Genomic DNA, 8,236 nt, shown 5'->3' on the forward strand with positions numbered 1-8,236 from the left:
GGTGCCGTGCGCGGCGTGCAGGGTGAGGACCTCGGCGATCTCGGTGCCCAGCTTGGTGACCCCCGCGGCGGCGGCACCGGTGAGGAACTGCTCGGCGACCGGTCCCAGTGCGAGGAACTCCCGCTCGGCCGGCGTCCTGGGCCGCGCGCCCCGGCGCGGGTGGTCGGGACGCGGCCGGTCGTAGTGGGCGTCGACGATGCTGGTCTCACCCGGTGCCACCAGCTCGTGCTCGGCGTGGACCTCGCCGGTGATCGGCTCGATCACCCGCAGCACCCGGTCGCGCTCATCGACCAGCACGGTCACGGTCGTGCCGATGAGCTGATTCGGGACCGAGTAGCGGGCCGATCCGAACCGGATGCAAGACAGCTTGTCGACCTTCCTCGTGGTCGGCTTCGGGCCGACCTCGAGTCGCAGTGAGGGCAACTCGCCGAGCAGCTCGACCTCGCCGCCACCGCCGTCCTCACCATGCAGCCTCATCGCCGGCACGGCATGAATCTCGCTGTGCCGACGGCCGTTGACCTCCGCACACCACGCCGCGGCCCGGGCGTTGAGCCCCGCGATGCCCTCGGCCCACGGGTCGGCCTCGAGCTCGAGCGGGACCAGGAGGTCGTCCTTGGCGTAGCCGACCAGGTTCTCCACGATCCCCTTGGACTCCGGGTCCGCGGCATGGCAGAAGTCGGGTCGGAACCGGTAGTGGGTGGCGAACCGGACATAGTCCGGGGCGGGGACGACGACGTTCGCCACGACCCCGCCCTTCAGGCAGCCCATCCGGTCGGCGAGCACCACCTTCGGGACGCCGCCGAGGACCTCGAAGCACTCCGCGAGCATCGCCAGGGTGGCCGCCTGTGTCTCGTCAGAAGCGAAGCGGACGAACCGGAACCGCGACCACGCGAGCACGGCACAGAACACGTGGACCTTGCGGCCGGCCACGATCTCCTCGCCCCAGTCGATGGCCAGCACCTCACCGGGCGACCAGATCGCCGGACGCCGGCCACCGGCCCGCGCCCGGTCGTGGCGCCAGGCTCGTTTCGCTTCGGCGACCAGGCGCCGGAAGTTGCGGTCCGACCCCGCATAGCCCGCGGCCCGCGCGGCCGGCAGCAGCCGCTTCGCGCTGATCCGGCCCTCGGTCTTCTTCACACCGGCCGCAACCAGCTCGGCGACCTGGTCATAGTTCCGCGGCCGCGCCGGCGTCACCGCCGCCACGCCATTGGTGGCGGCCTCGTGGGCCTCGATGATCCGCCTGACGGTCTTGTGGGTGGTGCCGCACATCGCGGCCGCCCCTCGATAAGTGCCTACGTCTCGGTAGGCGGCAATCACGTCCATTCGTTCCTTCGCGTTCTTCAATGGAAGCCCCTGCGTGGTGCTCGATGGTCTGGTTGGCACCGCCACCGTCACCACGCAGGGCCCTCCGTCGGTTACGACACGACGCGAAGGGTGGGGACTTCTATCTGGCCACCAGTGGGGACCTCGACTTGGCCACCAGTGGGGACTTTTTCATGGCCACGGACAGACGGCTGCGAAGAGCGTCTCCGCTCATATGTCGAGGCGAGCGGTTGGACGGCGCATCTGCAACACCGAATGAGTGAACTGCTTCGCCACGCTGATCCTGAACCCGCGGATGAGTTCGGTTCGACTGATTGACCGACAGTCGCGGCGTTAAGTCGCTCCACGAGGGGTGTCATCGGTTCGGCCCGGCACCTCGTCAGGTCCGGCAGCCGAATCGACGGTTGGCCGGCTCGCTCCAGGAGCCGACATCGTCGAGTTCGCGGCAGCCTCCTGGATCGCGACGTCTACCCCGATCCGGGGCCGAACGCAGCACGCGATCTCGACCTTGTCGATGTCCGAAGCCGGGTTCGGTCACGGGATGAAAGGGTGATCCACATCCTGACTAACGATCCACGGAGCATCCTGGCCCGGCGCGCGGTAGGGTGCTGATCTGCACTCGCGGAGGTCGCGGATCAGATGACAGAGGCTGTCTCCTTCTCGCAGGCGGCCACGGACCTGCCGCTAGAGGTCACGACGTTCGTTGGCCGGCGGTCCGATCGCACGCGCATCCGGGAGCTGATGGCGGAGTCGCGGCTGGTCACTCTCACCGGCTTCGGGGGCATCGGAAAGACTCGGCTGGCCCTGCGAATGGCCACCGAGCTGCGGCGGCTGTTCGAGGGCGTGCACGTGGTCAGCCTCGCCGGTGTGACCGATCCCGAGAGCGTCCCGGACGAGTTCGCGGCGACGCTTGGCCTGCAAGGGAGGTCGCGGCAGTCGGCGACGATCGCCACGGTCGAGTACCTGAGGTCGCGGACGGTGCTATTGGTGCTGGACAATTGCGAGCACGTCGTCGATGTGGCGGCGGTGATGGCCGACACGCTGCTCCGCACGTGTCCGGGGGTGCGGATCCTGGCGACGAGCCGGGAGCCGCTGCGCATCCAGGGGGAGGTCGAGTTCCCGGTGGCGCCGCTCGTCGTACCCAGCGTGACGACCGGGACGGAACCGCTTCAGCAGTACGACGCCGTCCAGCTCTTCCTCGACCGCGCCCGGGCGATCGACCGCGACTTCGCCGTCACCGAGGACAACCGAGCCGCTGTGGCCGCGATCAGCCGGAAACTGGAGGGCATCCCGCTCGCCATCGAGCTCGCGGCGGCGCGGCTGCGGGCTTTCACGCCCAGCCAGCTGGACGCGCACCTGACTGACCGTTGGGAGCTGTTGGGCAAGGGGAGCCGAGCCGCCCCGTTCCGGCACCAGACCATGGCGGCGTGCATCGAGTGGAGCTTCGACCTGTGCACGCCAGCGGAGAGGCTGCTGTGGGCCAAGGCCTCCGTCTTCGTCGACGGGTTCGAGCTCGACGCAGCGGAAGCGGTGTGCTCCGACCCCGACGATCGGGAGCCGGTCGAGGAGATCCTGGCATCGCTGGTGGAGAAGTCCGTGGTGACCGCGAGCGGCCGCGACACGGCTGGGAACCGCTACCGGATGCTGCCCCCGATCCGGAGCCGGGGTCGCGCCGAGCTCGTCCGGATCGGCAGGAACACCGAGGTGGGCCGCCGGCACAGGGACTACTACCTCGGGCTGCTCTCCCAGGCACACGAGGACTGGTTCGGTCCCCGTCAGCTCGACTGGATCGGCCGGCTCCGCCGGGACCTCGGCAACCTGGCCAAGGCGCTCACGATCTCCGCGACCGACCCGGACGGGCCCGACCGGGGGCTGCGGGCGGGCGCCGACCTGCTGGAGTTCGGACTCGTGGAGAGCCGCTTCCAGCGGGGCCGGTCCTGGCTCGACCAGGTCTTGGAGAGTGGATCCGGGGACCCGAGCGTCCGCGCCCGTGCGCTGCGCTCAGCCTGCCTATGGGCGGTCATGCAGGGCGACGTCGACGCGGCCGCCCGGCTGCTCGAGGAGGGCAGGGCACTCGTCACCGGACTCGACCCCGATGCCGAGACCCTCTTCGTCCAGGCTGCCGGTTTCGTTGCCCTGTTCACCGGAGACCCGGCGCGGGCCGCGCAGCTTCTCGACGAGGCCCGCCGTGCCTTGGCCGCCACGGGCAACGAGCGCGAACTCGCCTTCTGCACCGCCCTCCTCGCCCTGGACTATGTCCTCTTGGGCGACCTGGACGGCGCACTGGAACACCACGCTGTGTGCCTGGCACTCACCGAACCGGCGGGCGAGACCTGGCTGCGGTCCTGGTCGATTTGGTGTGCGGGACTCGCGCTGTGGGCCCGATCCGACAGCACGGCGGCCCACGAGCTGGTGACCGAGAGCCTGCGACTGAAGCGGCTGCTGGGCGAACCCCTGGGCATCGCCGTCGGGCTGGACACGCTCGCGTGGTTCACCGCGGATGGCGACCCCGAACGAGCATCGGTGCTGCTCGGCGCCGCCCAGAACGAATGGGACAGGATCGACACCTCGCAGCTGCTTCCCGGGCTTGGGACGCCACGCAGCGCGGCAACCCAGACCGCGCGGTCGCTCCTGGGCGAGGCGGACTTCGACCTCGCCGTCGCACATGGCCGCAGCCTCGACCAAGCAACTGCCATTACCGTGGCACTCGACGAGGAACCCACACCGACCCGCCCGGCGGGCAGGACCGGGACGAACCGCCCCCCGGGCTCGGTACTGACACGGCGGGAGCGCCAGATTGCCAAGCTCGTCCACGAGGGACTCACCAACAAGGAGATCGCCGAAACCCTGGTCATCTCACCAAGGACCGTCGAGGCACACGTGGAGCACGTCCTGGTCAAGCTGGGCTTCACAAGTCGCACGCAGATCGCTGCGTGGATCGGTGAACAGATCCGTTCGGCGGATTCCTGAGCAAAACGGCAGAGCGGAGTATGGTTCCGAACTCGGGCAAAGGCGGCGGAAGGACGCACCTCGATTGGTCGCGCCCGACGCTGCAGTTGCTGACGCGCCAAAGCCAAGGGCTGGGGTGAGCGCACTTGCCGCCAACTCACCGTCGCCGACGCGCTCCGCGCTCCCACCAGTCGCCGGGGTGATCGTCTCGGATCATTCGCGCCGTGATCTCGACGTTTCCCAGGCTGCAGAACTTCCAGAGCTCTTTGGCGGCTCGGGAGTACTGAAAGATGAGTTCGTCGACTTCGAACGCGTTGAGTTCACCGGCCTGGAAGCGCTCGATGGCCAGTTGGACCTGGCGTACGAGCTCGCCGAGCTGCTCCTCGTGAAAGGCCGCAACGGCGTCGCGGGCGGCGCGACGGTCTGACTTGGCGGACACGGGGTCGACGCTAGCCCGGCCTACGCCGCCGCCGCACCTGTGTCCTGGGAGCGACATGGTCTTGCTCGGTCGCGTCGTGGTTCAGTGCGTGTCGGAGAGATATCTGGCCAAAGGCAGTTCGATGTCGACGCCGTTGATCTGGAAGACGATCCGGCCATTGACCGCGCCGGCAGCAGCCGCGTACTCGGCCAGTGTGGAGAGCAGGAGGTCGTCTCTGCCCTCGATGCGGGAGACAGCTGCCTGTCCGATGCCCATCCGTTCGGCGAGTTCGGTTTGGGTCTGCGCCGCGAACTTGCGGATCTCGGCAAGTCCTTGGGCGTAGATACGGTTCATGTCGGCGACGCCGTGGTCGATGTTCTCGACCGCGTCGGCCATGCCCGGTTCGGCGAGGATCTCGTCCAGCAACGGGTCGCCGTCGACGAACCCTGCGGGGACCTTCTTCTCAGTCATCGTCATCTCCTTCTCCCCGAGTGCTGTCAACTTGTCGCGCCTGCTCGCGCAGCCACTGGTCGATCACCATGTCCGCCCGATGGCCGACTCTGGCGTACCAGACGTCGCCGATCCTGGCCTTCTCGCCTGCGAAGAGCGCGACCACCACTTCCTCAGAAGCGGGTGGGAACCAGCAGATAAGCCGGACTGCGATTCCTTCCTCGAACGGATGGGAGGTCCGCCAGACCTGATGCTTCCTTGATTGAGCCACACGCTTGAGCCCAGCCGTGTCTTCTGCCGGCGGTGAATCCAGGTCACGCAGCATCCGCAGGGCGGCGGCTACGAGTTCCAGTTGTCGCCGGTAGTACGCGTTGCCTTCGCGAGACTTCGATTGCACCCGACGGAGCCATCCATCGAACTCCTCTGGCCACCGCAACCTCACACAGCAACATTACATCGGAGGTATATTCCATGCAAGGAATATTCGTCTCAGACGCCCGCAACGTACGCGGTGGGAAAGTGGACACCGTGGCGGTCCAGGTTGCCGCGAGCGCGGTCGTAATGCTCGGTGGTGCGGGGGTCGGCGTGCCGGGCGAGGATCTGGGCATCGCGCAGGGGTACGCCGGCGTCGAGTGCGTTGGTGATGGCGGCGTGGCGCAGGGAGTGCGGGCTGATGTGCCGAGGGATGCCGGCGGCCTTGGCGATCCGTACGACCATCCGGTAGCAGTCGCGGCGGTCGATCGGGTTCTTCGAGTTCGGGCGCAGGATCAACCGCCCTTCGGTGCGCTCGCCTCGGCAGGCCTCAAGAACACGCAGCACGGGAACGGTGATGGGCATGGTGGCGGGCTTGTTGCCCTTGCCGACGAGCCGCAGGACCCGGTGGCCGCGCAGGGTGGTGGCATAGTCCTCGATCCGGACCGCGGCGACCTCGGAGGAACGCAGAGCGTTGATGCCGAGCAGGTAGGCCAACGCTCCGCGGTGGACGGTGATCGTCGGTGCGACTTGAAGGAACTTGATGAGTCCGAGTCGGTCCAGACCCTGGGTTCGGGACTCGTCCCGGTGGAGTCGGGGGAGGCGTGCGTAAACCGCGGGATCGGCGGGGATGAGGCCGTCGATGTGGGCGAAGCGGAAGAACCCGCGGACGCCGTGCATCATCGTGGTGACCGAGGAGTCCATCAGCCCGGACTCGCCCAGGTGCCGGATGTACAGCTCGACGTGCGCACGCTGAACACCAATCAGAGGATCGATCTCGCTGGTCTCGCACCACGCGAATCATCGGCGCAGCTGATACGTGTATGACGCGTGGGTGTGGCCGCGGTAGCGGGCCAGGTACGACACCGCAGCGTGCTGGGCAGGGGTCATCGTCTCGGGCTGGAACGGCAGAAGAGTTGTCGACATGATCGCTCCCGCGGCGACAGAGATCGGGCCAGGCCATGCTCGCCGCCGACACGGCGAGGCACACGAACCCACTGACGCTAGCCGCTGATGTCGAGCGAGCGGCGCGTCCTGCTCGCAAAGACGCCCGTTCGCAGAATTCCTGCCTTGCACGCGGCGGCGATTCCCTGAGGAAGCCTCGCGCTGGAGCGCGCCGCCGAGGACTCGCAACGGGCGTAGGCTCCAAGCCCAAGACGATTGGAGTGCCGGATGACAGCGAGTCGATCTGCCCGTGAGAGGAAGGCCGCACGCGAGGCCGGTCCACTGGCGACGGTGAAGATCGATGTTGATGCGCGGGGGGCTTTCGTCTATAAGGTCAACTGCTCCGCATGCGTCGTCAGGGGTCACCGCAACTGGTCGGCCTACCGCGCCGGCGACGACAACGGTTTTGTTGCGGCGATGGACCGATGGATCTTTCACATGAACGAGAAGCACCCCGAAATCGAAGCGCCGTGTATGGCCTTTCTGCCGGACGCCCAGCAGCGCTTACAGAGTCAACGTGAGATGAAGGTTGCGGCGCCAACTGGCCCTGCCGCCGCCAGCGACACCTGACGAAGCGGGACACGGTGTGGGCGAACAGCGTCGGGCACGATCCGCCTGACGCGCGGGTCTCGGCATTGTCGGGGCGCACCCACTGGCGCCCCCACTGGCGGCGGTATGAAGCACCTCCAGAACCGTCCGGATGCGGCAGTTCCGGATGGCCGCGGACCAGCGACTCGCGCTATCCGCGGCAGATCTGGAAAACCATGTGCGCCGGCGGAACGCTCTCAGGCGGCGGATAGACCTAGCCACGTCGATCGGGACGGTACGGGCTACGCATTCGATGGATCAGTTGCCGCCGAGTCTGAAATGGCGCGCCGCGAGAGCGAGCTGGATCCCAAGGAGGTCAGGTCCTCGAGCCGCTCAACCGGCTGCCCCTAGTCATCGGGGGGCAGCGCCTTGAGCGCCACATCATTTCCACGTTGCTGGACTGCGCTGCTGGGCGGACGGCAAGGTGGACGAGGCAGCGTTGCAGCAAGACGTTCACCAAGAGGCCGCGATCGCAGGGTGAGCGGCGAAAGTCCTCAGGAGGCAGAGATGACAGATCACATCTACCGGGTGACGGAGATTGTCGGTAGCTCCCCCGACGGCGTCGACGCCGCCATCAGGAACGGCATCGAGCGAGCGGCTCGAACCGTCCGGCACATCGACTGGTTCGAGGTTACCCAGGTCCGTGGCTTCGTCGAGGAGGGCCAGGTCGGCTACTTCCAGGTGGGGCTCAAGGTGGGCTTTCGCCTTGAGGACGGCTGACGCCTGCGATCGACGAGCAGGTGCCGACCAGGAGGCTCCCGCCGGTTCCCAGGGTGTCGCCGCCGTTAGCGCTCGTTGAGCACGCGGCGCTCTCGTCGCCAAAGGCAGAACCTGGACCATGGCGTCGTCATGCCCTCGTCGGAACAGGCAGATGTCGGTTGAGTAGGGTTCACCGGACGGGGGCGGCGAGCTACGCGGAGCCAATACGTACGGGGACGTACGCGGCGAAAGGACGCACCCGCCCGGCGGCTACTTGTTTCATTGACGTCAGGATCGGTGCCTGGCGAGGCTCGGTCCAGGCGTCCGGTCCGTGGCTCTCTGTGCGGCTGCCCACGACACGTTCGTGTGGCTCACTACTGGCATGCGCGGGCC

General features: G+C 67.6%; 9 protein-coding genes. 4 read left to right on the forward strand and 5 right to left on the reverse strand.

Annotated elements, in window-relative coordinates:
- Window positions 1-1,344, reverse strand: a 1,344-nt coding sequence (istA, locus tag D0Z08_RS00730) for an IS21 family transposase (protein ID WP_245993454.1), incomplete at its 3' end; no start/stop codon positions are given.
- Between the two features lie 618 nt (window positions 1,345-1,962).
- Here istA and D0Z08_RS00735 point away from each other — a divergent pair.
- Window positions 1,963-4,293: a helix-turn-helix transcriptional regulator gene (locus D0Z08_RS00735; RefSeq protein ID WP_118921696.1), complete on the forward strand. Its 2,331-nt coding sequence runs from the start codon at window positions 1,963-1,965 to the stop codon at window positions 4,291-4,293.
- Window positions 4,294-4,408: 115 nt separating this feature from the next.
- A complete protein-coding gene (locus D0Z08_RS31855) occupies window positions 4,409-4,699 on the forward strand; it encodes a hypothetical protein (RefSeq protein WP_182481081.1) in 291 nt (96 codons plus the stop codon).
- A gap of 93 nt (window positions 4,700-4,792) precedes the next feature.
- Here the strand turns inward: D0Z08_RS31855 and D0Z08_RS00745 are convergent, their stop codons facing one another.
- The 4 genes from D0Z08_RS00745 to D0Z08_RS33325 all read right to left on the reverse strand — a co-directional run bounded on the left by D0Z08_RS00745 (window position 4,793) and on the right by D0Z08_RS33325 (window position 6,538).
- Window positions 4,793-5,161: a helix-turn-helix transcriptional regulator gene (locus D0Z08_RS00745; RefSeq protein ID WP_118921700.1), complete on the reverse strand. Its 369-nt coding sequence runs from the start codon at window positions 5,159-5,161 to the stop codon at window positions 4,793-4,795.
- Window positions 5,154-5,537 carry a hypothetical protein gene (locus D0Z08_RS00750; protein WP_245993456.1) on the reverse strand — a complete coding sequence of 128 codons (384 nt, stop codon included), beginning with the start codon at window positions 5,535-5,537 and terminating at the stop codon, window positions 5,154-5,156. The genes D0Z08_RS00745 and D0Z08_RS00750 overlap by 8 nt, the downstream gene beginning before the upstream one ends.
- A gap of 92 nt (window positions 5,538-5,629) precedes the next feature.
- Window positions 5,630-6,316 (reverse strand): tyrosine-type recombinase/integrase, encoded by a 687-nt coding sequence (locus tag D0Z08_RS00755; RefSeq protein WP_118921704.1) that lies wholly within the window; start codon window positions 6,314-6,316, stop codon window positions 5,630-5,632.
- Between the two features lie 96 nt (window positions 6,317-6,412).
- The gene (locus tag D0Z08_RS33325) at window positions 6,413-6,538 is read right to left on the reverse strand and encodes a hypothetical protein (RefSeq protein WP_281271693.1); all 126 of its coding nucleotides are present in this window, start codon (window positions 6,536-6,538) and stop codon (window positions 6,413-6,415) included.
- A gap of 309 nt (window positions 6,539-6,847) precedes the next feature.
- Between D0Z08_RS33325 and D0Z08_RS00760 the strand changes: the two genes are divergently transcribed.
- Together D0Z08_RS00760 and D0Z08_RS00765 are read left to right on the forward strand one after the other, a co-directional pair.
- Window positions 6,848-7,126 carry a hypothetical protein gene (locus D0Z08_RS00760; RefSeq protein WP_245993459.1) on the forward strand — a complete coding sequence of 93 codons (279 nt, stop codon included), beginning with the start codon at window positions 6,848-6,850 and terminating at the stop codon, window positions 7,124-7,126.
- 525 nt (window positions 7,127-7,651) lie between these two features.
- Window positions 7,652-7,864 carry a dodecin gene (locus D0Z08_RS00765; RefSeq protein ID WP_118921708.1) on the forward strand — a complete coding sequence of 71 codons (213 nt, stop codon included), beginning with the start codon at window positions 7,652-7,654 and terminating at the stop codon, window positions 7,862-7,864.
- Window positions 7,865-8,236: the final 372 nt, after the last annotated feature.

This window comes from Nocardioides immobilis, assembly GCF_003515065.1.
In the GTDB taxonomy this organism is placed as follows: Bacteria; Actinomycetota; Actinomycetes; order Propionibacteriales; family Nocardioidaceae; genus Nocardioides; species Nocardioides immobilis.